Raw genomic sequence first — 25,384 nt, 5'->3', positions numbered from 1 at the left:
GATGCGTATTGCCGTCGTCCTTGCTGTGCTTACGTTGTGCTGTGGTTCTGCCGCAGCCGCCGACACGCCGCTGATCATGCCGGGCACCTGGACCGCCGGTGCGTCCGAAGGCGTGACGTCCAAGGCGACCGGTAAGGACATGGCACGCCTCGACTATGGCTTTGCCGGCGCCGGCTACGCCTTCATGATCCACCCGCTGGATTTCGCGGCTTCTGAGAATTTTGTTATCGAAATTCCCGTACGGGGCGAGGGGGCGGGCAATGACCTGCAGATCAAGTTTACCGACGCCTCGGGCGACAATGTCTGGTGGGTGACGCGGCCCGGCTTTGTGCCTTCCAAGGATGGCACGACCTTGCGCGTCCGCCCGCGTCATATCGATTTCGCCTGGGGTCCGGCGCCTGACAAGACCTTTAAGGGCGGCAAGCGCATGGAGGTTGTCGTCGTCAAGACCGCCAAGGGCGCGTCCACGGGATGGCTCGAAATTGGTCCGGTGACCTGGCGCGCCGAAGTACCGGAGCCCAGGGTCGAAGCGCCTCTCAAAGCGGATGAGGCATTGGCCGTGGATGGCAACCTGGCAACCGGGAAAGCCGCAAAGGCGGTGACGCTTGACCTGTCGCGGGTGCGGCCATTTGGCGGCCTGAAGCTCGATTGGGCGGAGGCGCCGGCGCGCTACGATATAGCCGTATCCGACGACGGCAAAAGCTTTCGGAACATGCGCACTGTGACCCTCAGCGATGGCGGCACCGACTATGTGGCCCTGGGTGAAGTCGATGCCCGCTACGTCCGCATCCGTGGGCAGGGGCGGTTGAACGAGGCTGGCCTGCTGCCGCTGGAGATGGGCATAAAGCCCAATGCGTTGCTGACCGAACTGACCAAGGCGGCGCCACGCGGCGACTATCCGCGCGGGTTTTCGGAGCAAAGCTATTGGACCGTCGTTGGCGTGGCGCACGGCGGCGCGCGCGCGGCGCTTCTGTCCGAAGACGGCGCGGTTGAACTGGGACCGGAGCGTCCGTCCTTGGCGCCGGTCCTCACTGTCGATGGTCAGCGCTATACATGGGCGCAGGCCAAGGTCACGCTCATTGCGGACGCCGAACGTTTGCCTTTGCCATCCGTGGAGTGGCGGGCGGGACCTGTGAAGATGACAATCGCGCCGCTGGCCTATGGCGACGGCAAATCGCCATCCGGACTGGTGCGTTATGACATTCGTTCTGACACTGATACGACGATTCGTCTCGACCTCAACCTGCGCCCCGTCCAGGTCAATCCGCCGACGCAGTTTCTGACCCGGCCGGGTGGCTTCGCACCTATCCGCAAACTCGCGTACGATGCTCAGACCTTGAGCATTGATGACCAGAAGCTATGGCTGCTGACCCCGCCGTCGCGTGTGACGATCTCGGGTTTCCTGACCGGGCCGCAGGGGGCAACCGTCAGCGATGCCGACGGCATGGCTTCGGCGGTCATCGGCTACAATATGACGCTGAAAGCCGGTGAGATGCGCAGCATCGTCGTGTCCTTTCCGCTTGGTGAGGCATCGCCTGCGCCGCAGGTTTCCGGGAACCCGGTGGCCTGGGCCGACCAACAGGCCAGGACGGTGCGTCTCGATTGGCAGCAGCGGCTTGGCCAAACCCAACTCAGCTTGCCCAAGGGCGCGCCGCCGATCGCTGATAGCCTGAAACTGGCGCTGGCCTACCAATTGGTGCTGATGGACGGCGACTGGCTGAAACCCGGCGCGCGGTCCTACGACCGGTCATGGATCCGCGATGGCGCCATGATGTCCGAAGGCTTGCTGCGCATGGGCTTGACGGACGAGGCCTTGCGCTTCTTCAAGGCCTACGCGCCGATGAGCTTCGATAACGGCAAGGTACCGTGCTGCGTCGATGCGCGCGGCGCCGATCCGACACCGGAAAACGACAGCCACGGCGAACTGGCCTGGCTGGCGGGCGAACTGATCCGCTATGGCGTGCCGCCGGCCGAAATCGCGCCGTATTGGTCTCAGGTCTCCGGCGCCATCGCCTATCAGGAGAGCCTGCGCCACCAGAACCTGACGCCTCAAACGCCTGCGCGCTTCAGGGGACTACTACCACCATCGATCAGCCACGAAGGCTATTCGGACAAGGCCGCCTATTCGTACTGGGACAATTTCTGGGCGCTGAAGGGGTATCGCGGCGCAGCCCTGACCGCCGAGGCGCTTGGCCTGACCGGCGATGCACAAACCATAACCGGGCAGGGCGAGGCCTTCGCCCGTGACCTCAAGGCGTCGATCACAGCCACCGCCACACACTACGGTCAGGACGTCATTGCCGGCGCCGCCGATCGCGGTGACTTTGATCCGACCTCGACGACCATGGGGCTGACCGCCGGCGCCCATGAGGCCGATATTCCTGAAGCGTTGAAGCGCCGGACTTTCGAACGCTATTGGTCGAAAACACTGATGCCGCGCCGTGAGACGCCCAAGGTCTACACGCCCTACGAACTGCGCAATGTCGGCGCCTTCCTGCGTCTGAAGCAGCCCGAACGCGCGCGCCAGGCACTCGACATGTTCTTTGCCGACCAGTCGCCGAAAGAATGGTTTCAATGGGCCGAGGTCATCACCACGCCCTATCGTCAGCCGCTGTTTATCGGCGACCTGCCGCACGGCTGGGTCGAGTCTGACTACCTGCGCGTCGCGCTCGATCTTTTCGCCTATGAGCGGCCGGAAGCCCAGCAGATGGTCTTGCTGTCAGGGTTCGATCCCAAGTGGGCGGACGCAGAAGGCGCGAAGCTTGACGCCCTGCAAACCCCCTATGGCCTGCTATCCCTGACCGCGCGCCGCAACGGTTCCGCCATCGACGTAAAACTGAACGCCGAGGCCGCTCCACAGGGCGGTTTCGCGCTCGACCTCACTCCATTCGGCTCCGTGGCCGTCCGCGTTGACGGCAAGGTCGTCAAGCCTGACGCCCGCAACGAAGTCCTCATCCGCACACCCCGCGCCGTTGTCCAGTTGGAGCCGGCAAGATGACATTGAAAATTTCCCGAAAGCTGAACAGGATCAAACCATGACCGCTTTTACGCCCTCACGCCGTTTCTTCCTCAAGGGCGCCGTCGCCACGGCCGCCTTCCTGCCGGTTGTCGCGCCCGCTCTGGCCAAGGTCAGCGCCGCGCCAGATCCCTTTATCGAAAAGCTGATCGCGTCGATGTCGGTCGAGGAAAAGGCAGGCCAGCTTAGCCTCTATGCCGACCTGACGCGCCCCGACTTCGGCAATGTCAATCCGGCGGCGATCGCCCAGACCAAGGACGAGGTCAAGGCACGCATCCGCAAGGGCGAGATCACCGGCCTGTTCAACGGCATCGGCGTCGCCGGCGCGCGCGAACTGCAGAAGGTCGCGGTCGAGGAATCGCCGCACAAGATTCCGCTGATCTTCGCGGCCGACATCATCCACGGCCTGCGCACCACCTTCCCGGTGCCGCTGGGGGAAGCATCGGCATTCGACGCCGATCTGGCCTATCGCACGGCGCGCGCCGCCGCGATCGAATCGACCGCCGTCGGCCTGCACTGGACGTTCGCCCCCATGGTCGACATCGCCCGCGACCAGCGCTGGGGCCGCGTCGTCGAAGGCGCCGGCGAAGACACCTATCTCGGCAATGTGCTGGCTGCCGCCCGCGTCAGGGGCTTCCAGGGCGACGACCTGACCGATGGCCGTTCCATGCTCGCGACCATGAAGCACTTTGCCGCCTATGGCGCCGTCCAGGGTGGCCTGGAATACGCCACGGTCGATATCCCCGAAACGACGCTCCGCGAAGTCCATCTGCCGCCGTTCAAGGCGGGCCTCGACGCCGGGGTGATGAGCTTCATGTCGAGCTTCAATGACGTGGCCGGTGTGCCCGCGACGGCCAACCGCCACCTGCTGACCGAGATATTGCGCAATGAATGGGGTTTCAGCGGTCTGGTCGTTTCCGACTACACGTCGGAGGAAGAGCTGATCCTGCATGGCTATGCCGCCGACGGCCGCGACGCCACCAAGAAGGCGATCATCGCAGGTTGCGACATGTCGATGCAGTCCGGTCTCTACATGAAGCACCTGCCGTCGCTGGTCGCCGATGGCGAGGTACCGATGGCCGTGCTCGATGAAGCCGTGCGTCGGACTCTCAGAGTGAAGAAGGCGCTGGGTCTGTTCGACAATCCCTACCGTTCCATGGACGCGAAGCGCGAAAAGGCCGATGTCCGTTCCAAGGACATCGTCGCCCTGGCGCGCGAGGCCGGCCGCCGATCGATCGTTCTGCTGAAGAATGAAGGCAACCTGCTGCCGCTGCCGAAGTCCGGCCGCAAGATTGCCCTGATCGGGCCGCTGGGCGCCGATCGTCACAACTTGCCGGGACCGTGGTCGGTCTTCCCGGACCGCGCCAAGGGCGTAACCATTGAGGAAGGCCTGCGCGCCGTCACCAAGGACGTCACGGTCGTCAAGGGTTGCGACTTCGACGCGGCCGTACCGGGCGGCATCGATGAAGCCGTTGCCGCGGCCAAGGCCGCTGACGTCGTGGTCTTCGCGGTCGGCGAGGCCGAGAACATGTCGGGTGAAGCCCAGGCACGCACCGACATCTCGCTGCCGGCGGCACAACTGGCGTTGATCGAAGCCGTCAAGGCGACAGGAAAACCCACCATCATCCTGCTGCGTCATGGCCGCGCCCTGGCTTTGACCGGGGCGGCGCGCGACGCTGACGCGATCCTCGCCACCTGGTTCCTCGGTTCGGAAACCGGCAATGCCATCGCCGACATCCTGTTCGGCGACTATGCGCCGTCGGGCCGCCTGCCGGTCAGCTTCCCGCAGGCCTCGGGCCAGCAGCCCTATTACTACAATCACCGCATCAGCGGCCGGCCGCAACTCGATCCAAAGGTCGCGGAATACAAGACCCGCTATCGCGAAGTCACCAATGCGGCGCTTTATCCGTTCGGCCACGGCCTGACCTATTCGAAGATCGACTACGGTGCGACGACGGTGAGCGCAGCGACGCTCGACTGGAATGGGTCACTCACGGTCAGCGCCGAAGTCGCCAACACCGGCGCGCGCGAAGCCGACGAGGTGGTGCAGCTCTATATCCACGACAAGGTGGCGAGCCTGGTCCAGCCAGTCCGCCTGCTGAAGGGTTTCAAACGCGTGACGCTGAAACCCGGCGAGCGCAAGCGTGTCGAATTCACGCTGAAGCGTGCGGATCTTGCCTTCGTCCAGGCTGACCTGAAGACCGAGGCCGAGGCCGGCGCCTTCCTGGTCTGGGTCGCGCCGTCGGCGACAGGCGGTAGCCCTGCGACCTTCACGCTGAATGGCTGAGCGGCGGCCGGCCGGAATAAGTCTTAAGGGCGCGGCCGTCTACGGCCTGGGGGATTTTGCCTGTAACCTCTACTGGCAAAGCGTCAGCCTGTTTCTGCTGTTCTACTATACCGAGGTGGCGGGATTATCGCCCGCCACGGCCGGCCTGATCTATCTGGTCGCGTCGGTGTGGGACGGGGTCATCGATCCATTGATCGGCATGGCCGCCGACCGCACGCGCACCCGGTTTGGCGCCTATCGGCCTTATCTCCTGATCGGCGGGCCGCTTCTGGGCCTGAGCTTCTGCCTGCTGTATTACCGGCCGCCGTTGGAAGGCTATGCCCTGGCCATATTCATGCTGGTCAGTCACCTGATCTTCCGGACCGTCTACGCCCTGGTCAATATTCCCTATGCAGCCTTGTCGGGACGGATCACCGCCGATCCCGACCGGCGGGCACAGCTGTCGGGCTTTCGCATGTTCTTCGGCGCCCTGGCGGCAGCGCTTGTGTCGTTGGCAATACCGTTCACCAACGGTGAGGGCAGGGGCTATTTCCTGCTGGCGGTGGGTTTCGCGGCCGTGGCCACCCTCCTGTTCCCGCTAGTCTTCGCCGTGACGCGCGAGCCAGAGACGGGGCCAACCGCAGCCCCGCCGCCCAAACTGAAAGCCCTTTTGTGGAGCCTGATGCGCAACCGCGCCTTCTGGGCGCTGAACCTGGGCGTTATCGCTTTCGCGGTTTCCGGCACGACCCTGACCAAGTCGGTGTTATATTACTTCAAGTACCAGTTGCACGACGAGGCGGCGGGCGCCTTGTGCCTGGCGGCCACGGGTGTGGCTGGACTGGTCGTCATACCCTTCTGGACCCTGCTAGCGCGGCGGCTTGGCCGGCGCGGCGTGTGGATCGCCGCAAGCCTGGTTGGCCTGTCAGGCCTGTTGGCCCTGGCCGTCCTCCCGGCCGTGGGGACAGGTTGGACGACGGCGCTGCTAGTCTGGGTCCACAGCGGCTTTCTCGGGCTGTTCTTTGCCTTCTGGTCGCTGCTGCCCGACACGGTTGATTACGGCGAACAGGCGACCCATGTCCGCGCCGACGGTTTCGTCTTTGGTGTGGCGGGCATGATCTCAAAGGTTTCCGTGGGCATCGGCGCGGCCCTCTTTGGCTGGGGGCTGAGCGTGTCGGGTTATCGCCCCAATATTGACCAGACAACCGAAACCTTAGCAGGCTTGAAGACGCTTATGGTCTTGCCGCCCATCGCCGGACTGTCGATCTGCGTCGTACTGATGATACTGACGGTGCGGGCGCGGAAATAATCAGGCCTCCACCGGCTCTTCCTCTGGTGCTTTGGCATAGGCCTGCGACAGGTCGCGATAATAGGACGACTTCAGCGCAAGCAGGGTGACGATCACGCCGACCATCCCCGCCAGGGTGAAGACAAGCGCCATGCCGCGCGGCGCGCCGGTGCCGAACCAACTGCCGATGGTCCGAGCGCCCAGGCCATCCGTCATGAAGGGAATGACGATAAACTGGGTCAGCGGGCCGATCAGGAAGGCTGTCAGCGGCGAGGCGGCCTGTTCGACCGACTGTGCGAAACCGAAGACGCGGCCCTGACGTTCATGCGGCACCACCTTTTGCAATGTGGTCTGTTCCGCCGCCTCGGCGAATGGCCCCAGCAGCATCCACACGAAACAGCCCGCGGCCAGTAGCCAGATTGAGGACTGCAGCGTGAAGACGCAGCAGACCGACCAGGTGATCAGGTTGACCAGCAACAGGGTCCGGATCGGATTTTTGCCCAGCCCCGTTTTGGAAATGATGATGCCGCTGGCGATAAAGGCGGTCGACAGCACGCCGAACAAGAGGCCCCAGATCTCGACCGAGACCAGCGACAAACCATAGGCGTCGAGCAGTGCCATGAATATCCCGCCCAGGAAGTTGTTGAAGGTGGCGAAGAAGATCAGGGCGAACAGGCCGGGCACGGCCGAAATCACCTTGATCGTCCCCTTTAGATCGATGCGTTTGGGTTCCGCGGGTGCGTCCGGATGGGCGCTCTCGCGCTTCTCATCGACCCGCACAAATGACAGATGCACGAACGCCAGTACGGTCATGACCAGGGCCAGGCCAAGCGCCGCCACCATGCCGCCCCACGCCACCAGAAAGCCGCTAATGACCGAGGTGGTCAGAAAGCCGATGCCGGTCACCATGCCGACCAGGCCATTGGCCTTGTCGCGCCGGTCTTCGGGGATGAGGATAGTGACGAGCGTCGGCAGGGCAATCGAGCGGATATTTCCGGCGATGACGCCCAGCATGACCAGCAGCACGAAGACCCACAGATGTGGGCCGTAGGGATTGGTGAAAACCTCTTTCGGCCAGAGCTGGAGCAAGGCCAGCGAGATGGCGTAGAAAATGCCCGATACGACGCTCGAGCCCAGCATGGCGACCTTCTTGGCGTTGTGGTCGACAATGCTGCCGAGCCAGAAGCCGAAGCCTGCGGTGAATACCAGATAGACGCCGGCGATCATGCCCGTCGCGAACACCGACTTCGTTTCGAGATAGACCCAGAAGGTGACCGCGAACCAGACGGTGAAGTTGGTGATGTTGGCAATCAGGTTGTTGCCGAGCAGGTGATAGAAGGCTGTCATCGTCTTTTCCATGGCCGCACAGACTTAACGCAGGCATGCGGTATTACCAGTAAAAACACACTTATGAGTCAGAAGGTGGCAGCAGGGCTGAACTGTTTCATCTATAGATACGCGATAAAGAATATTCCAATATGTGGAACAGATGTCGATTGTTATTTGAAGATATCTACTTAATCGCGCTTGACGACTGTTCGTGCTGTGGTCAGGATCAACAGAAATACAGGCCGAATATAGTTCAGGCCGGGAAGCCGTCCGCCACCTATAGTGAACGGCGTTCTGAAGAATAATCATCTATCGGCAGGAAATGCTTATGAAACGGCTATTGGGCGCGACGGTTTCGATCTGTCTGCTGTTGGCAGTGACGCCTGCGTGGGCTCAGGTGGCGCCGTCGGCGACCGGCGGCCTCATGCCCAATATCGAAGGTCAGCTTGATACGCCGTTGCGGTATCATCCGGACGGTGGCGACTTCGTCATCCGCAACGGATCAGAGTTTTTCAACCGCGCGCTTTATGGTGGCAATACCGCCTTTCGCGTCGACGGCGGCGACAAGCCGGAATTCTCGCTTTATCTACCCGGTCGCGGCGGCAATGTCCGTCTGGGCATCAAGACCGCCCAGGGCGTCAAATGGCTGAGCGACGCCAGCCACATCGTCACCCGCTACCGGCCGGGCGAATTGCTCTACGTCATTACCGATCCGCTGCTCGGGCGCGGGCGGCTGGAGGTCGAGGTCCTGGCCTACCATCAGACCGAGGGCCTGATCGTGCGCGCCGAAGGGCAAGGTCTGCCGGCGGGGGCCCAACTCGTCTTTGCCTATGGCGGCGGCAATGGTCAGCGCGGCGTGCGCGATGGCGATATCGGCACCGAGAAGGTGCCGATCAGCCAGTATTTCCAGTTCAAGCCGGAATATGCGGCGGACGACCGCTATGCTCTGACAAACGGCGGCTTTACGGTTGACGGCAAGGCGGCGCGCTTTGCCGGCATCGTATCGGGCCAGGCGGAGCTGCGCTTGGCGGACGCGGCACAATGGGCAAATGCGCAAGCCCTGCTGTCGTCGTCGTCGGACGCCGCCGTCAAGGTGCTGGTCGGTCAGGTGAAGCTCGGTAGCGCCCCAGTCTTTCTGTCGGTGCAGGTGACCAGCCGCCCACAGGCCGGCGATCTCAGCACCTATAGCGCCGTCACGGCGCCCGGCCGCACACCGGCGCAAACACAAGGCGTAAGTCCGCTGGATCCGGCCTATAAGCCGGCCGAGCTGGCCAAACGGTTTGATGCCACGCGCCGCCATTTCGAAAACCTGCGTAACCGTGTTCGCGTCGAGACACCGGACCCTTATCTCGATGCCGCCATAGGTTCGCTGAATGTCGCGGCCGACGCGTTGTGGGATGAGCGGCAGGGCGGCATCATGCACGGCGCCATCGCCTGGCGGACCAAGCTGCTCGGTTGGCGTGGGCCCTATGCGCTCGATGCCTTGGGCTGGCACGACCGGGCACGTCGGAATTTCGACGGCTGGACCGTGCGGCAGAACGCGGATCCCATTCCGGCAGCTTTGCCGCCCGCCGATGAGGATTCGAATCTCGCCCGTAACGAGGTCGGCCTGCACTCGAATGGTGACATGTCGAACTCGCATTACGACATGAATATCGGCTTTATCGACGCCATGTTCCGCCACATCCTATGGACCGGCGACCTCGACTATGCCCGAAAGAACTGGCCGGTCATCGAGCGTCACCTGGCATGGGAAAAGCGCCTGTTCCGCAGAGAATACGGGCCGGAAAAGCTGCCGCTTTATGAGGCCTATGCCGCCATCTGGGCCAGCGACGACATGCAGTATAATGGCGGCGGGGTGGCCTATACTTCGGCCTATAATCTCTATCATAACCGCATGGCGGCGCGGGTGGCCGCACTCATCGGCAAGGACGGCAGCGCCTATGCGCGCGAAGCCGAGCTGATTGGCCGGGGCATGCGGCAATATCTGTGGATGCCCGACCGCGGCGCCTTTGGCGAGTTCCGCGACCTGCTGGGCGGGCAGATGCTGCATCCGAGCTATGGCCTGTGGAGCTTCTATCACACCATCGATTCCGGCGTACCCGATGGCTTCGAAGCCGCGCAGATGGCCGCCGACCTGGAGCGCCACCTGAAACCCATTCCAGTCAGGGGCGAGGGCGTGCCGGTCGATCGGGCGTACCACGTCCTGCCGAGTTCCGACTGGATGCCCTATAGCTGGTCGCTCAACAATGTGGTTATGGGCGAGAACCTGCATACGGCCCTGGCGCTGTGGCAGGCGGGGGATGCGGAAGACGCCTATACCCTGACGCGCGGTAGTTTGCTCGCCAGCTTCTACATGGGCATCGCACCCGGCAATATCGGCAGCCTCAACTATCTTGACGTCTACCGCCGCGAAGCCCAGCGCGATTTCGCCGATGGCGCCGGTGTCATGTCACGCGCCATCATCGAAGGCCTGTTCGGGGTCAAGCCGGATGCGCTCGACAAGACCTTGCGCCTGACGCCGGGTTTCCCGAAGGATTGGAACCATGCCAGCCTGAGCCATCCGGATCTTGGCTTGGCCTTTAAGCGCGACGGCGCGAATGAGAGCTGGACGGTCAGCCAGACAGGCATGCGCTTTACCCGCTTCGTCCTCGATATTCCGGTGAGGCAGGAAATGGTCGATGTGGTGACGATCGACGGCAGGGAGGTGCATTGGAGCGCCGTCAGGGGTGTCGGCGCGCCCAAGCTGCGCATCGAGGGCGACTTGAAAAAGCAGGCGGTCGTGAAGGTCGCCTTCAAGGGGGCTATGCTTGACCTGGCCACGGCCGAGGTCATCGGCACTGGCCCTGATCCGCGCTTTACCGCGCACCGCCAGGGCAATTTTGAATGGTGGACACTAGCCGCGACGCCAGGCCCGAAGCAAAAGGCTTGCGACATTCAGGCGCCGCGCTGGGCGTGGATGAGCCGGTTGCTCAAGACCGAAGCGGTCGATCTGTCGGCATCGTTCAACGCCAAGGTCACGGAGATCTTCGCGCCCGGCAAGTACCTCTCACCACGGTCGCCGCACGTCTCGCTGGCCATTCCGGCGCAGGGCATCGGCGCCTGGGCCGGCCACGTCAAGGCGACGGCCAATATCGATGATGCCGCCCTGCGCGCCGCCGACGGTGAAGTCAGGCTGCCGAACGGTGTGAGTTTCAAGACGCCGGCCGAGGGCGCCAATATCGTCTTTACTTCGCAGTGGGATAACTATCCGGATGAGGCGACGGTGCCGTTGAGCGGACGTGCAAAGCGTGCCTTCCTGATGATGGCCGGATCGACAAATGCCATGCAAAGCCGCGTTACCAATGGAGAGGTCATCGTCACCTATACGGACGGCACTGAAACACGCATGGCGCTGTCAAATCCGCAGAACTGGTGGCCGATCGAACGCGACTATTTCATCGACGACTATCAGTTCCAGCTATGCGGCGAGACACCCGTGCGCTTCGATCTTAAAACCGGCACTGTTCACATTCCGGGCCAGAACAACAAGGGCCGCAAGGACCGCGAGAAGATCGACGGCGGGGCAGCGAATATCCTCGATATCGAGCTCGATGCGACGCGGACGCTGAAGTCACTGACTGTGCGCAGCGTCGCCAATGAGGTGGTCATCGGCCTGATGGCGGTGAGTTTGGAGAGGTAGGCCGCTACGGTTTCCTCCTTCCGTCATTTTGCTCCGCAAATGCCCATGGTTGGCGAAAGCTATATTTTCGCCGGCGCCAAACCCGCGTGAACAGGGAAGGAAATGGAAAGAGATACTTAGCTGATTCCTTCCCCTTTTAAGGGGAAGGTGGCGACGCGAAGCGGCGACGGAAGGGGTATGGCTCCTAGGCGCGACGAAGCACGCCGTCACCTAATTACAAGGACGGATTCAACCCCTCGACCTTGACGTTCCAATCCTTTGGAAAGCCCGGTGCGTGGCCGCCCTGACCGTCCCAGCCGCCCGCCATCAGGGCTACCGCAAGCAGCAGGCTGCCGTTTGACGGGAAGTAGGTTTCGGCCGCGCGCTGATAGCCGGGGCCATCGGGATTGGCGTGAGACGCGCCGGTCGCCGTCGGCACAAAGGCCTGGGCGTGTGCGTCGAGATGCACGCGCGGTGTCATGCCGCTCTTGCCGTACTTGTTGTTCCTGGCGTCGAAGAACAGCCAGTCGACCGCCTCTTCCGGGCTGTTCAGCCGCGCCGCTGTCATGGCAATCATGGCGTAGTCCCAGCCCCAGGTCTGGCGCAGGTCCCAGTCGGCCTTCATGCGGTGGAGCGTGCGGCGCATGGTGGCGCGATCAACATCGCGGCCGGGCAGCCAGCCAAGTGGCATCAGGAAGGACGGATGGTCGCGGTTCTGGCAGCTTTCTTCCACCGCATTTGCCCGGCAGGTGCCGGCGGCGCGGTCCCAGAAATCGGGCGTCGAGGCGGTCGGAAGGTAGAGTCCGTCCTTTTGCGGAAGGACGGGCCACCTGTTCAGCGCTTCGTCCCAGTCGGCGCGGCGGGACAGCCCCAGACGCTCGCGCCAAGCCTGGCCGGTTTCGATCCCCCAGCGGTAATAGGCGACTTCGAACATCGGGTCGTAGGTCGTCAGCGGATCGAAGTTTTCCTGCACCGGGATGATCGGCGGCCCCAGACGATAGCGGCCACTGGCCTCGTCGAAATGGGCGAAAGACGCCAGAAGTTCGGCTGACTGTTCGACCAGCTCCGCATAACGCGCCAGCACGGCCTTGTCCTTGCCTGCGCGCCAAACCAGCTCGCTCATATAGATGGGGTGGGGCTGCTGCCACATGATGAAGGGCGAGACCTTGCTAGGGCTGTCGACGCCATCCGGCCCGATCATCTTGGGCCACCAGGCGCCCTTGACGCCTTGGTTGGCAGCACGCGCCTTGGCGTCCGGCAGGTGTTTCAGGTACCAGCCAAGGCTGCGTTCCAGCAATTGTGGCCGGCCCCACAGGGCAAAGTGCGCTGAATGCCACGGGTGCATTTCCAGGTGCGACTTGCCGTTCCAGCTGTTGGAAAACAGGCCTTCCTCCTGCGGAGGAAAGTCGCCGGACGCATTCACTGCCATCAGGTATTGCGACAGGATGACCCGCCGCTCCAGTTCCTTGGCGCGTGGATCTGTGCTGCCGGAAAAGTCGACCATGCCGCCTTTCGACCAATAGTCGCGCCAATGCGCGGCCACGGCGGCTTTGGCCTGGCCAGGGGTGGGCAGGGCGATATCGGGTGCCTTGGCAAACTGCGTCAGTACGGTGAGGGTGCGGCTTTTGCTCGATGCCCGCCAGACATGCGCGCCGGCGGCTTCGACCTGGCTGCCAGGCGCGGCGATGGCAGCATGATAGGTGGTGGCATCTATCCGTCGCTCCAGCCGGACTTCGCTGCCGGTGCGGCTGCGCTCGGTCGTGGTGTGCGCGTCCGGGTTGGTCCAATCAGATGGATCGGGATTGAGCGACTTAGATACACCCGGGAATTTGACGACGACGGCCAGCCGTCCTTCCGCCACCAGCTTCGAGGTGACCTCAGTCATGACGGTATCCTGATCGGGCATGACGCTGGTTATGACCGTGACCGGCTCATCATCATAGACGAAACGGCTGGTCAGGGTCCCGGTCCACAGGTCAAGCGTCTGGTGGGTACCGCGGATATCGGCAAAGCGCGCCGGCGACGCATCTTTCGCCTTCAGGTCCAACGCTATGCGGCCCAGCGAAAAGCGGTGCGGATTTTCGCGGATATAGGCGACGGCCGGGTTTTTGGCGGCCTCGGCCCAGTCCTTGATATAGCCGTAACGGCGCGTGCGGCCGTGCACATCGATCTCGACCTGCGTATCGCTGACCGTAAAGCCTTGCGGGTTGGGGAAGCTGTGCCACGCCCACTGGGCCTCGGTCAGCAAGGGGGCGATCTTCGAATACGGCTCGGTGAAGGTCTGAAGCCCGGTAATGTCGGCGGTGAAGCCAATATTGCCGTTGCCAAGCATAAGAGGCGCTGACGGATCGACCTCGATCAGGACAGGATTGTGCCGGGTGACCAGCGCCTGCCGGTCAATGGCCGTCTTTGCGCTTGCAGGGGCGCCGGCTAGGGCGATGGCGGCCGCCGATGTGAACAGCAACTGGCGGCGGGACAGGTCGGGCGTATGACGAAGGCTGGGCATAGGCGTCGCTCACAAAAAATACTGACAACGTTCTCCGCTATCCGGAACGGCGAAATCACGCGCGTTATCTCAAATTGCGACTGGCAGGGCTGACACGCGGAAATGACGGAAAACTAAGCGAAAAGAGCGCCGCAATTCCCGTTGGCGCTCCCTCTCAAAGCCAATATTGCGCGCCTTTTGCCTGTGCACCAGCGCTTTATTTGTATTACAATCAACTTATTGCGCTAAAGTGTGCTTGGAAATGATGAATTGTGCGAGTTTTGCAACATTATTTCTTTGATTGAAATTTCCCGGGCATGATTATTTTAAATTTAAAAACATTTTCAAAATAATTTATCGATGCTGATCATTTGTGTTTACAAATGCAGAATTCCCCGTATCAATTTTGACATAAGTATATCAAAAACAGGGACGGATCATGAAGGCGAACCTTATGGCGTGTGCGATAGCCATTGCAGGTCTTGCTGTGCCCGTGGCCATTCAGGCGGCGGTTATCGGCGAGAACACGCCGGCGCGCCCCCTGACCATCGATCGTCTTAACGAACTGCCGGCCGATCAGCGTTCACCGTGGGCGGACTATATCCGCCGTTCAGAAGCGCAGGAAAAGGTCGACCGCGCGACCATGGCCGCCGAACTGAAACCAGGCGAAGCGCCACCCCCTCCGCCGGTCGCCGGCAGCGGTCACATGGTGCTTAACAAGGATGCCGCCTGGTACGGTACCCCTGAAGCGCGCGCCATCGCCGACACGATCGTCAGCTTCCAAACCCCAGCCGGCGGCTGGAGCAAGAACCAGAATCGCACTGGCCCCAAGCGTCTGCCGGGCCAGCGCTATAGCAACAATGCCGAGACCATGGAAATCGGCACCGGCAGTTTCGATGCGCCGAAAGACCGCTTCTGGACCTTTGTCGGCACGCTGGATAACGGCGCGACCACGACCGAGATGCGTTTCCTGGGCCGCGTGCAACAGCAAGTGCCGGGCCAGGATGGCGATGTCTATCGCGCCAGCATTATCAAAGGTGTGAAGTATCTCCTTGCCGCGCAATATCCCAATGGCGGCTGGCCACAGATCTATCCGATCGAGGGTGGCTTCCACGACGGCATCACCTTTAACGACAATGCGGTCGCCGAAGCATCCATGATCCTCGAGGACGTCGCCGAAGGCAGCCCTGAATTCGCCTTTGTGCCCAAAGACTTGCGCCAGAAGGCCGGCGCCGCCAGTGCGCGCGCCGTCGAGGTCATCCTGGCCGCCCAGGTGGTGGTCGACGGCAAAAAGACAGCGTGGCCTCAGCAGGTCGACGCCCTGACGCTGGAACCCATTTCGGCGCGCAATTACGAAATGCGGTCACTGGCCAGCGCCGAAAGCGCCGACGTGCTGATCTTTCTGATGCGCCAGCCCAATCCGTCGCCGAAGATCAAGGAGGCGGTGCACGCGGGCGTCGCCTGGCTGAAGGCACGCGCCATCTACGGCAAGGCCTTTACCAAGGTCAGCGACGCCGAAGGCCGCAAGCTGATTGATCAACCGGGCGCGGGCCCGATCTGGTCACGCAATTACGACATCCAGACCGGCAAGCCCATCTTCGGTGATTGGGACAAGTCGATCCAGGACGACGTCAACAATATCTCCAAGGGTCGCCGCAACGGCTACTCCTGGTACTCAGCCATGCCGCAGAAAGCGCTCGACGCCTATGCGGAGTGGACCCTGAAGAACCCCTGAAGCCTTCGGGAGCGCATGTCGTCCCGAGGCGTGCGCTCCCTTTTTTCAGGGTGATCCGTTTATAGTTAGGAGCCGTTTCGTGGCCTGGTGCACGCGTCTAAGTCTGTCCCTGATCGCCGTCATTGCCTTCGTGGCGATGATGCCGGCGCATGCACTGGCGGCTGTCGATCCGGCGGCGCCACGCGGGCTGACGGATACGATCGTGTCCGCCGACGACTATGGGGTCAAGGGTGACGGCGTGACGGACAATACCGTCGCGCTGCAAAAGGCAATCGACGCCACAGCCGCGAAACATGGCACGCTGGTCTTGACGCCTGGTACATACCTGACAGGGTCTTTGTTTTTGAAATCCGGCATGGCCCTGCGCCTTGACAAGGGCGTACGCCTGCTGGGCCGCCGGAACATCGACGCCTATCCGCGCCAGTTCACCCGTATCGCCGGGGTCGAGATCACCTGGCCGGCGGCGCTGCTCAACGTCTATGAGCAGTCGGATGTCAAAATCTACGGCGAAGGCACGATCGACGGCGACGGCAAGGTCTTCTGGGACAGCTTCCAGACAATTCGCGCCGACTACGAGCCCCGCGGCCTGCGCTGGGCAGCCGATTACGACGCCGAGCGGCCGCGCCTGATCCAGATCTACAAGTCGAGCCGCATTGCACTGAGCGGTGAGTCCGAGAACCTGCTGCTGACACGCTCGGGCTTCTGGACGGTGCAGATCGTCTATTCGCATGACGTCAAGGTGTCCGGCGTCACGGTGCGCAACAATGTCGACGGCAAGGGGCCGTCGACCGACGGTATCGATATCGATTCTTCGCACACCGTCCTGGTCGAAAACGCCGACATCGATGCCAATGACGACGCCCTGTGCCTGAAGGCCGGGCGCGACGCGGATGGTTTGCGCGTCAACCGCCCGACCGAAAATGTCGTCATCCGCAACTCGACCATTCGCAATGCCTATGCCGGGATTACCTTCGGTTCCGAGACCTCGGGCGGCATCCGCAATGTCGAGGTCTACGGCCTGAAGGTCGTGGGACCGGTGCGCTACGGCATACTGTTCAAGTCAGCCAAGACGCGCGGCGGGACAGTATCGGACATCGACATTCACGATATCGACATCGCCCAGGCGGATGCCGGCATCCGCATCAACCTCAACTGGAACCCGCAATATTCCTATACCCGGATTCCCGAGGGCATTACCGACATACCCGCGCACTGGAAGGTTCTGACCACACAGGTTCCGGCGGAAAAGGGTCTGCCGCACGTTCGCGATATCCGCATTGCCCGCGTCAAGGCGCGCGGCGTGAAAACGGCCATCGAGCTCGAAGCCTATCCGGAGGCGCCGATCCGCGATGTCCGGCTCGAAGACATCGATATCGAAGCCGGGCAGTTGGGCGCCATCCGCCATGCCGCCAATATCCATTTTGTCCGTAGCCGGATCACGGCCAGCCAGGGGGGGACAGTCACGCTGGAGAACACAAGCAACATCACTGGATTGCCTTAAAGGGCAAGCGCCGCCGCGTTTATCCGGCGGTCAATGACACCGGTGGCCCAGCCACCAGGAAAAGCCGTCTGAAGCGGCGATCTATAAAGGTAGGAACACGATGAAACTCAAGGGTAGTACAATCAAATTCATGTTCGGCGCGTCTCTGATGGCGCTGACAGCGGCTTCGGCCCATGCGCAGGCGCCTGCGGCAAGCACCGAAGCGCCGGCCGTGGACGATCAAGCGATCGTCATCACCGGCGCGCGCAATTCCGAGCGCTCGGCCATCCAGCGTAAGAAGCGCGCCGCGACGGCCCAGGACTCGATCGTTGCCGACGACGTTGGCAACTTCCCCGACAAAAACGTTGGCGAAGCTATCTCGCGCATCGCCGGTGTGGCGTTGGACGTCAGTGACGCCGGCGACCAGGGCGGCTTCACCATCCGGGGGCAGGGCGCTGACCTCGTCCGCGTTGAAGTCGACGGCATGTCGATGCTGCCGACCGATGCCCAGAACGGCCGTTCAGTCACAGGCCTCAACGACATGTCGTCCGATCTCATCAAGAGCGTCGACGTGGTCAAGGGTCAGACGGCTGACATGCGGCCGGGTGGCGTCGGCGGCACGGTTCGAATCGAGCAGCGTTCGGGTCTCGACTTCAAGAAGCCGCTCTACAAGATGAACCTGCAGTATCAGAAGAATACTCTGGATGGTAAGTGGTCGCCGCGTCTCAACGTGATCGCGACCCGCAAGTTCCTCGACGATCGCCTGGGCGTCCTGTTCAACTTCACATATGACGACCAGCGGACTTCGACCGACTTTAACAGCGTGTCGGACAAGCAGGTTGGCTACCAGCCCTTCGGCGACCACGACAACTCGCCGGAAAAGACCTTCACCCAGGCTTATGACAAGGTGGCTGCGGCGGTTACGACCAAGGCTGGTTGTGCGGCCCTGCCGACGACCGGCATCAACAGCCGCCTTAACTGCTATGCCCAGTGGGAAGATTTCGCGCCCTCGCTGCCCCGCATGCGCCGCGAAAACCGCCGCGATACACGCACCTCGTTCCAGCTGCGCGCCGACTATCGCGTCAACGACGACCTGACCGTGTTCGCGTCCTACAACCCAAACATCCGCAAGCAGGATTTCCAGGCCTACAACTTGCAACTTATCGCGCCGAACGGCTCGACCTGTGCCGGGCCAGCCGCTACCCCGACAGCGAATACATGCCGGACTAATGGCCAGATGCTCTCGAACATGCGTAATGTGGTCGTAAACGAGAACCATTACATCACGTCGTTCGACTTCGTGACGCAAACCTCGCCCACCGATGGCGGCATTTCCACGCTCAACTACGACAGCCAGGTCCGCGACATCCAGCGCACCAACGAGCAGCACTACACCCAACTCGGCGCCGACTATAAGAACGACATCTGGGATATTCGCGCCCGCGTGCAATATGGGTTTGCGAAAGGTGAGCGCGAGGACGACGCCTTCAAGATCATCGCGTCCATCCCACGGGCTTCTTTCTACATGATCCCGGAAAATGGCCTGTGGACGTTTGACGTCCCGGCCGTCGATTTGGACAGCCCTTCTGCCTACTACCCAAAAGGGACGGATGATCGTCCTGCGGCCCAGGGCGCGCGCCGGGCGAACGTATTCCAGAACCCTGGTACGACCGCACGGCTTGAGTACACACCGCAGGCCGACAAGAATAGTGAGATGAACTATCAGATCGATCTGACGCGGAAGTTCGCGGATTTCGGCCCGCTGAAGTCTGTCAAGTTTGGTGCGTCCCACACCGATCGTGATAACGAGACGTGGCGCGAAGGTGGCTTTAATATTGCGCCTGGCGTCATGCTGTCACGTGCACGCAGCCTTGATTATGTCCGCTTCTGCGATCCAGCTGTAACCGGCCCTGCCTGTAACTTTGGTTCGAGCGTCCTCAACACTGTGGCCACCAGCCAGGATCGCCTGGAAAAGGAACACATGCTGACCCGGGCGCAGTATCAGGAAATGATCGACGCAAGCCTGATCACGCTGCCGGGCGCCAACTATTTCGAAGGCATGCCGGATCGCGGCAATCTCATCAACTCCTGGAAGGCTTTTGACTTCGACACACTGTTCGGTGTGCTCGGCAAATATGCTGACCTGAGCCACCACAACCTGGACTGCCTGTACGAATGTATCGCTTCGGACGGAAAGACCTATACCCGTCCCAGCTACTCGACCAACGAAGTCACGACGTCTGCCTATATCATGGGCGATTTCGAGACCCGCCTGTTCAATATGCCGGTCTTCGGAAACCTTGGCGTGCGCTATCAGAAGATCAGCGTTGATGCGGCGCCTTCTGTTGTCTTCCAAACCACCACGCTTGACCCCACGCGCGTCGCGCAGATCCAGGCCGGCGGCAATGGCGATCCGACGATCACAACCTTTGTTGAACGCCGGGTATTCGATATCCATCGTCAATCGGAAGATGTCCTGCCAAGCTTTAACCTGGCGGTCTGGCCGATCGAGGACGAACTCGTGCTTCGGTACTCGATCGCCAAGCAGCGCGCGCGTCCTAACATGACGCAATTGACCGGTACATCGGCGGCGACCTGTAACTTCATCAGCACCCAGGACGCGGCCACATTGGAAGCGCTGGGAGTGAATTTCCCGGGCTACTGGAATGACGCTGACGCCGACGTTGAAACCGAGCCCGTAAATGAAAAGCGCTGCTCGGGCCGTATCGGCAATCCGGAACTCAAGGGCTATGGCGCGACGACGTCTAACGTGTCGCTGGAGTGGTACCCCAACCGCGACAGCCAGCTGAGCATCGCCAGCTATTCGATTGACGTCAAGTCGGGTCGTCCGGAAGAAGTCACGCTTCCGGAGTACGAACTGGAAGGCAATACCTATATCGCACCGACCTATGAAGATGGCCCCAGCGGCCTGCAGCAAACCGGTATCGAACTGGCCGGCCGCACGGCGTTCAGTTTCGCACCGAGCATCCTGAAATATACAGGCGCTGGCTTCAACTACTCGACGACAGAAAGCAACGAGAGCTTCACGGCTGTCGATCCGCTGACTGGAAAGCCGCTGCCGCCAGCGAAGCAATCGAGCTACTACTATAACCTCAACTTCTGGTACGATGACGGCAAGCTGAACGCGCGTATCGCCTATCAGGAACGTGACTTCTATTACGACCGGATCGATGCCTCCGAAGGCACCAACCGCGTGCCGAACGAAGCCACCCAGAATGCCATGGGCATCAATCTGCCGCCGTACGGCGGTGCGACCAGCTACTTCAAGACCGTTACCCCGGTCTTCAAGAACAAGACAAAGTCGCTCGACGCCCGTATGTCGTACAAGATCAACAAGAATGTCGAACTGTTCGCTGAAGGCAAAAACCTTCTGAACGACACGATCACGCGCTACGCACCGGAAGAGTACCGGGATGTCGGTAATGGCGTGCCTTACGTCTTCGACACCCTCTACTATGGCCGCCGTCTCTACTTTGGTGTCATAGCAACCTTCTGACCTGTATCCGTTTGTCCGGCCCCATTGCCGTGGGGTCGGACTTTCGGCACGTTTGATATAAAAAGCAAAGCCGCTTGCCGGGGTGGCTTGTTGCTCCAGGATTTCGTCTTTCAGGATATTCGATCATGATCATGCGCCATCGCCTGGCTTCGTACCTGTCCGGCCACCTTTTGCCCGCCACCGCTCTTGCCTTTGCCCTTGCCGCGCCCTTGCCGGCGATGGCGCAAAGCGCGCCTCCGGTCGCCGGCATCGAGGCCGGCTGGCTGACGCCGGCGGCGCGGCCCGAGATCGCCTTTTCGCCCGACCGCCTGCCAGCGCGCGAAGCCGTCCTGCCGGTGCTCGACTATGTCGCCACCTCCCAGATTGCCGACATGAGCCGCCGGCCGATTCAAATGGCGACGGGTTCGAACCTGACCGAGATTTCCTCCAACTGGGTGGCGGCGACCTTTTATGTCGGCGCGGCGCGCCTGGCGCGGGTGTCGGAGAACAAGACGACCCTGCGCTTCCTGACCGCCACGGCCGAGCACTACAATTACGCCCTTCGCGGTGCGCGCTCCGAGCGGACGTTGCTGAACGCCGACGATGTGGCGATCGGTGATCTCTATGAGGAACTCTATAGTCGCCGGGGCCAGCAGGGCACATTGATGCCGCTGCAGCAACGACTCGACTTCCAGGTGCCGCACCTCAATCGCACGGAAGAGACGGAGGCGCTGGTCTGGTGGTGGTGCGACGCGCTCTATATGGCGCCGCCGGTGCTGGCGCGGATGTCGGTGCTGACAGGCGATCCCAAGTACCTGCGCGCCATGGACAAGGAATGGCGCCGGACCTATGCGCGCCTGTGGGTCGAGGACGACCAGCTGTTCCTGCGCGACGAACGCTTCAAGGCGCGGACGGGCGAGGGCGGCAAGCCGATCTACTGGTCGCGCGGCAATGGCTGGGTCATGGGTGGCCTTGCCCGAACGCTCGAAGTCATGCCGGCTGATTTCGCCGGCCGCGACCTTTATGTTACAACATTTCAGAAAATGTCGAAGCGTATCGTAACCTTGCAGCAGGCTGACGGCCTGTGGCGCGCCGACCTCAACGATCCCAACACCTTCCCCGAGGCGGAAACCTCTGGCTCGGCCTTTTTCGTCTATGCTCTGGCCTGGGGGATCAATCACGGCCTGCTCGACCGCGAGATCTATCAGCCGCATGTGCTGAGGGGCTGGGCGGCGCTCAACCGCCATATCCTGCCTAACGGCCTGATCGGCGCGGCGCAGAAGACCGGCGATCGCCCGGTGCCGACCCGCGCCGATGAAACCGGGCCCTACGCCACCGGCGCCTACCTGCTGGCGGGACTCGAGGTCATGGATCTGAACGGCAAGGCTCAAGCCCTGCCGGAAGCCGAACCCGCGCGTGATGACGCGGCCGCCATCGCGGCCACCACGCCGCAGCCGCCTCCGCCCGCGACCATAGTGGGCGAGGCGGAAAAGGCGCGCCGCGAGGACGAGATGAAGGCGACGCGCGCCCTGGCCTATGACCCGTCAACGCTGAAGCGCCCGGCCGCCGTCGAAAAATTGACCGCGCCGGCGGACCAGACCCCGCGCGCCGTCGCCCGCTTCGCGCCCGACCGCTTCGACGACATCCTGTGGGAAAACGACAAGGTCGCGCACCGCATCTACGGCCCGGCGCTGCAGGTCCGCGAGGCGCCGTCAGGCTCCGGCATCGATGTCTGGGCCAAGCGCGTCCGCTATCCCTATATGGACCGCCAGCTCAAGTTCCCGAACTATCATGTCGACCGCGGCGAGGGGCTCGACTATTACGACGTCGGCCGTGGCCGGGGTGCCGGCGGTCTTGGCATCTGGTATGAGAACAAGCTTTGGACATCTCGTAATTTCTCGAAATATGAGATCCTCAAGACGGGTGGCGACGAGGCGAAGTTCACCGTTGACTACAAGCCGTGGCCGGTCGATGTGACGCGCAAGGTGTGGGAGACACGGACCTTTTCGCTGCCGCTGGGATCGAACTTCACGCGCATGGTCTCGACCATCCAGTCCGACACCAAAGACCCCCTGGTCGTCGCCATAGGCATCAACAAGCGTAAAGGTCCCGGCGGTTCCGGCAGCGTTACCAAGGACGCCAAGACGGGCCGCCTGAACTTCTGGGAGCCGAATGATGGCATTCACGGCAGCATCGGTATTTCGATTGCCGTCGATCCGGGCATGGTTGAGGGCTTTGCCGAGGACGCCGAAAACTACCTGATCCTGCTGCGCGTTACGCCCGGCAAGCCGTTTGTCTACTATATGGGCTCAGCCTGGGACGGCGGTCTCGATTTCACGTCGCGCAATGCCTGGGAAAACTTCGCCAATGCCCAAAAATTCAGCTTCGACGCTGCAAAGTAGGAGTATCTCATAATGCGCGAAACACGCCGGACGGCGCTGAAAGGCTTGTGGGGCGCTTCGGCCCTGCTGCCGCTGATGATCCACGGCCAGGCGGGTGCCCAAACTGCGCCTGCCCAACCAGCCGGCAACCCGCCGAAGACCTGGGTCGATGCGAAGACCGGCCACCGCGTCGTCCGCATCTCGGACGAGCCGGGCTCGCTCGGTATGTACTTCTACCGCCATGTTTACACCCCTGAAAACGACCTGATGGTCATCAAGTCGCCGACCGGCATCCAGACCGTGGACCTGAAGACCTGGGGGGTGAAACCGCTGGTCACAGGCCCGGGCAACGACCTGATGTTCATGGCGCGCAAGTCTCGCGAGGCCTACTATTCGGTCACCGATCCGGGTGAGGGGGAGGCGGCCGACCGCCCCAAGACGATCTACGCCGTTCATGTCGACATGAAGACAGTGCGCAGGGTCGCGCGCATTCCGGCCGGCCAGATCAGCGCGATGAATGCCGATGACACGCTTCTGCTGGGTACCGTCGCCTATGGCGCCAAGCCCTTGCAGCCGAAGGACAAGGCCAGTGTCGATAAGTTCGGCCAGGCGGAATATGCGGCGCTTGGCCCCGACGGCAAGCCGCTCAACTTTGCCAAGGCCAAGGGCGTGCGCATGCTGGAACGCTGGGCTGCGCGTGTGCCGGCGGAGCTGTTCACTATCGACATCGCGACCGGCGAACGCAAGGTGCTGTACAAGACCGAGGAGTGGATCGGTCACGCCCAGTTTTCGCCGACCGATCCAAACCTCATCCGCTTCTGCATGGAAGGGCCCTGGCACCGTGTCGATCGCATCAAGCTGATCAACGCCGACGGCTCAAACCTCAGGAGCGTGCACCAGCGCACCATGAACATGGAAATCTGGGGCCATGAATTCTTCAGCCAGGACGGCAAATGGCTGTGGTACGACCTGCAGACGCCGCGCGGCCAGGTCTTCTGGGTCGCGGGACTGGAACTCGCCACGGGCCGCCGCATCTGGAAGCGCATGGAGCAGAACGACTGGGGCGTCCATTTCAACGTCGCGCCGGACGGTGTGACCTTTGCCAGCGATGGCGGCGACGCCGACATGGTCGCTCACGCCCCCGACGGAAAGTGGATTTCGCTTCTCAAGGCCGACGCAATCGTCGACGCAGATTTGCCATCATATGACGACAGGCTGATTTCGATCGAGACCTTTAAATCCACCCGGTTGATTGACATGTCGGCCCACGACTACAGGCTGGAACCGAACCTGCGCTTTACGCCGGACGGAAAGTGGATCATCTTCTGTTCGAATATGCATGGTGTGAACCACGTTTACGCCGTGGAAGTTGCCAAGGCGGCATAACGAGAGTAACTCGAGTTTTAGTTTAAGAGAATCAAGGCATGAACAAGCCCGTAAATCCCAATGTGGAAAGCGAACCTGCCGACGAGGCCGTGGCCGCGCGCATGCCTGCGGCCCTGACCCTGGCCAAGGGTCTGGATGTCCTGTCGCGGGTCGCCAAGGGCGACAACACGCTTGGCAAGATGTCGAAATCGCTGGGCCTGAACAAGACGACCGTGCACCGCCTGGCCACGACCCTGGTCGAAAGCGACTTCCTGTCCTTCTCGCCGCGTGACGGCTATGCGCTCGGCACCAAGCTTCTCGAACTTGGTTTTGCCGCCCAGCAGCAAATTACGCTGACGCGGGTCAGCCACGACTATCTGCGTCAGTTGTCAGCCGACACCGGCGACACGGTCAATCTCGGGATTCTGGAACGCGACCAGGTCCACTATATCGACAAGATCCCGGGCACGCGCCGCGTCGAGGTCCGCTGCGTGGTTGGCGAGCGCCAGCCGCTGCGCCACACCGGTCTCGGCAAGGCGCTGCTGCTGGATGAACCGGAAGAGCGCCTGCGCGAAGTCTTCCAGCGCGAGGCGGCGCTCTATCCGCGCTACCGCTACGATATCAAGCAGTGGCTGGACGTCATGGCGCATTATCGCGAGCACGGCTATGCGCTCGACCTCGACGAAAACGAGGACCATGTCCGCTGCGTGGCCGCGCCCATCCGCGACATGTCGGGCAAGATCATTGCCGCCATCTCGGTGTCGTCGGCCGCGCAGTATATGGACGACGACCGTATCCAGCTAGTGCGCGGATACGTCAAGGACACCGCCATGAAGATCAGCAAGCAGTCGGGCTACACCGGCTAACGACCGTATCCAGGGGCAC

Annotated in this window: 12 protein-coding genes; 10 read left to right on the top strand and 2 right to left on the bottom strand. The window is 62.0% G+C overall.

What is annotated here, in order from left to right:
* Position 1: 1 nt before the first annotated feature.
* Genes J2X24_RS17855 through J2X24_RS17845 form a run of 3 tightly spaced genes read left to right on the top strand, consistent with a single transcriptional unit; the run spans position 2 to position 6,588 of the window.
* Positions 2–2,998 carry a discoidin domain-containing protein gene (locus J2X24_RS17855; protein ID WP_209724614.1) on the top strand — a complete coding sequence of 999 codons (2,997 nt, stop codon included), beginning with the start codon at positions 2–4 and terminating at the stop codon, positions 2,996–2,998.
* A 37-nt stretch (positions 2,999–3,035) separates the two neighbouring features.
* Complete coding sequence (locus J2X24_RS17850; protein WP_209724611.1) at positions 3,036–5,303, top strand: glycoside hydrolase family 3 N-terminal domain-containing protein; 2,268 nt, start codon at positions 3,036–3,038, stop codon at positions 5,301–5,303.
* Positions 5,296–6,588, top strand: a complete 1,293-nt coding sequence (locus J2X24_RS17845; RefSeq protein ID WP_209724609.1) for an MFS transporter — start codon at positions 5,296–5,298, stop codon at positions 6,586–6,588. Before J2X24_RS17850 ends, J2X24_RS17845 begins: the two co-directional genes overlap by 8 nt.
* Here the strand turns inward: J2X24_RS17845 and J2X24_RS17840 are convergent, their stop codons facing one another.
* On the bottom strand, positions 6,589–7,914 hold the full coding sequence (locus J2X24_RS17840; protein ID WP_404977836.1) for an MFS transporter: 1,326 nt from the start codon (positions 7,912–7,914) through the stop codon (positions 6,589–6,591). It lies immediately after the preceding gene.
* Positions 7,915–8,224: 310 nt separating this feature from the next.
* Between J2X24_RS17840 and J2X24_RS17835 the strand changes: the two genes are divergently transcribed.
* Positions 8,225–11,578 carry a DUF4450 domain-containing protein gene (locus J2X24_RS17835; protein WP_245344910.1) on the top strand — a complete coding sequence of 1,118 codons (3,354 nt, stop codon included), beginning with the start codon at positions 8,225–8,227 and terminating at the stop codon, positions 11,576–11,578.
* Positions 11,579–11,792: 214 nt separating this feature from the next.
* Here J2X24_RS17835 and J2X24_RS17830 read toward each other — a convergent pair whose 3' ends face one another.
* Complete coding sequence (locus J2X24_RS17830; RefSeq protein WP_209724604.1) at positions 11,793–14,063, bottom strand: hypothetical protein; 2,271 nt, start codon at positions 14,061–14,063, stop codon at positions 11,793–11,795.
* Positions 14,064–14,481: 418 nt separating this feature from the next.
* On the opposite strand from J2X24_RS17830, the gene pelA reads away from it, so the two are divergent.
* From pelA to J2X24_RS17800, 6 genes are all read left to right on the top strand, one after another.
* Positions 14,482–15,777: a pectate lyase gene (pelA, locus tag J2X24_RS17825; RefSeq protein WP_209724602.1), complete on the top strand. Its 1,296-nt coding sequence runs from the start codon at positions 14,482–14,484 to the stop codon at positions 15,775–15,777.
* Positions 15,778–15,856: 79 nt separating this feature from the next.
* Positions 15,857–17,278 (top strand): glycoside hydrolase family 28 protein, encoded by a 1,422-nt coding sequence (locus J2X24_RS17820; RefSeq protein ID WP_310004508.1) that lies wholly within the window; start codon positions 15,857–15,859, stop codon positions 17,276–17,278.
* Positions 17,279–17,378: 100 nt separating this feature from the next.
* Positions 17,379–20,774 (top strand): TonB-dependent receptor, encoded by a 3,396-nt coding sequence (locus J2X24_RS17815; RefSeq protein WP_209724600.1) that lies wholly within the window; start codon positions 17,379–17,381, stop codon positions 20,772–20,774.
* Positions 20,775–20,899: 125 nt separating this feature from the next.
* Positions 20,900–23,155, top strand: a complete 2,256-nt coding sequence (locus J2X24_RS17810) for a glycoside hydrolase family 88 protein (protein ID WP_245344908.1) — start codon at positions 20,900–20,902, stop codon at positions 23,153–23,155.
* Between the two features lie 12 nt (positions 23,156–23,167).
* On the top strand, positions 23,168–24,520 hold the full coding sequence (locus J2X24_RS17805; RefSeq protein ID WP_245344907.1) for an oligogalacturonate lyase family protein: 1,353 nt from the start codon (positions 23,168–23,170) through the stop codon (positions 24,518–24,520).
* A gap of 38 nt (positions 24,521–24,558) precedes the next feature.
* Entirely contained in the window at positions 24,559–25,365 is an 807-nt protein-coding gene (locus J2X24_RS17800; protein ID WP_209724598.1) for an IclR family transcriptional regulator, read from the top strand.
* The last annotated feature ends 19 nt before the right edge of the window (positions 25,366–25,384 follow it).

Origin of the sequence: Asticcacaulis solisilvae, assembly GCF_017875235.1 — a bacterium.
Lineage (GTDB): Bacteria > Pseudomonadota > Alphaproteobacteria > Caulobacterales > Caulobacteraceae > Asticcacaulis > Asticcacaulis solisilvae_A.
The sequence above is the reverse complement of the archived record's forward strand: the minus strand, read 5'-3'. Positions and strand labels throughout refer to the sequence as shown.

Excerpts from the sequence above, each read along its gene's own strand:
- J2X24_RS17855 (WP_209724614.1), top strand. The coding sequence starts at position 2 with ATGCGTATTGCCGTCGTCCTTGCTGTGCTTACGTTGTGCTGTGGTTCT.
- J2X24_RS17850 (WP_209724611.1), top strand. The coding sequence starts at position 3,036 with ATGACCGCTTTTACGCCCTCACGCCGTTTCTTCCTCAAGGGCGCCGTC.
- J2X24_RS17845 (WP_209724609.1), top strand. The coding sequence starts at position 5,296 with ATGGCTGAGCGGCGGCCGGCCGGAATAAGTCTTAAGGGCGCGGCCGTC.
- J2X24_RS17840 (WP_404977836.1), bottom strand. The coding sequence starts at position 7,914 with ATGACAGCCTTCTATCACCTGCTCGGCAACAACCTGATTGCCAACATC.
- J2X24_RS17835 (WP_245344910.1), top strand. The coding sequence starts at position 8,225 with ATGAAACGGCTATTGGGCGCGACGGTTTCGATCTGTCTGCTGTTGGCA.
- J2X24_RS17830 (WP_209724604.1), bottom strand. The coding sequence starts at position 14,063 with ATGCCCAGCCTTCGTCATACGCCCGACCTGTCCCGCCGCCAGTTGCTG.
- pelA (WP_209724602.1), top strand. The coding sequence starts at position 14,482 with ATGAAGGCGAACCTTATGGCGTGTGCGATAGCCATTGCAGGTCTTGCT.
- J2X24_RS17815 (WP_209724600.1), top strand. The coding sequence starts at position 17,379 with ATGAAACTCAAGGGTAGTACAATCAAATTCATGTTCGGCGCGTCTCTG.
- J2X24_RS17810 (WP_245344908.1), top strand. The coding sequence starts at position 20,900 with ATGATCATGCGCCATCGCCTGGCTTCGTACCTGTCCGGCCACCTTTTG.
- J2X24_RS17805 (WP_245344907.1), top strand. The coding sequence starts at position 23,168 with ATGCGCGAAACACGCCGGACGGCGCTGAAAGGCTTGTGGGGCGCTTCG.
- J2X24_RS17800 (WP_209724598.1), top strand. The coding sequence starts at position 24,559 with ATGAACAAGCCCGTAAATCCCAATGTGGAAAGCGAACCTGCCGACGAG.